Source organism: Sphingomonas oligophenolica, assembly GCF_039522915.1.
In the GTDB taxonomy this organism is placed as follows: Bacteria; Pseudomonadota; Alphaproteobacteria; order Sphingomonadales; family Sphingomonadaceae; genus Sphingomonas; species Sphingomonas oligophenolica.
In genome coordinates this window covers 1-774 of the sequence record NZ_BAAAEH010000074.1, presented here as the reverse complement: position 1 = coordinate 774, position 774 = coordinate 1, and the positions used below count along the sequence as shown (strand labels likewise).

General features: G+C 64.1%; 1 protein-coding gene. It reads right to left on the bottom strand.

All coding sequences use genetic code 11. The features are described 5' to 3' along the window. On the bottom strand, positions 1-753 hold a 753-nt coding region (locus ABD050_RS28940), incomplete at its 3' end, for a GDP-L-fucose synthase family protein (RefSeq protein ID WP_343893057.1). Between the last annotated feature and the right edge of the window lie 21 nt (positions 754-774).

Here is a 774-nt window from a genome sequence, read left to right as displayed (position 1 = left end):
CGGTCTCGGCGATCGCCAGCCCAGGGCGGCCAGCCTGCTTGAATCGACGAGCTTGCGCATCGTTCCGTCAGGTTTCGAGGCATCGAACGCAAGGGTGCCCCGGAAGCCGACCAGATCGGCGATCATATGGGCCAGGCCACCAATGCTGATCTCTTCGCCTGAGCCGATATTGACGATCTCCTCGCCCGAATAATGCGTCGCGAGGAAGACCAGCGCATCGGCCAGGTCATCGACGTGGAGAAACTCGCGGAGCGGCGCGCCGCTGCCCCAGACGGTCAGGCTGGGGGCCTGCGCCAGCTGCGCTTCATGCGCCTTGCGGATCAATGCCGGCAGGACATGGCTCGATTGCAGGTCGAAATTGTCGAACGGCCCGTAGAGATTGGTCGGCTGTGCCGAGATGAAATCGCAACCATATTGGCGGCGATAGGCCCGGGCGAGCATGATCCCGGCGATCTTCGCGATCGCATACCATTGGTTGGTCGGCTCGAGCGGCCCGGTCAGCAGCGCATCCTCGCGGATCGGCTGCTCGGCATGCTTGGGATAGATGCAGGAGGATCCGAGGAACACGAGCTTGGCGGCGCCGATACGGCGCGCACCCTCGATCACATTGGCCTCGATCATCAGGTTGTCGTAGAGGAATTGCGCTGGCGCCGAGTCATTGGCGGCGATCCCGCCGACCTTGGCGGCCGCGAGGAAGATCAGGTCGGCGGGATTGGCTGCCATCCAGGCGAAGGTCGCTGCCTGGTCGCGCAGATCAATTCGCGTCGCGGGGGA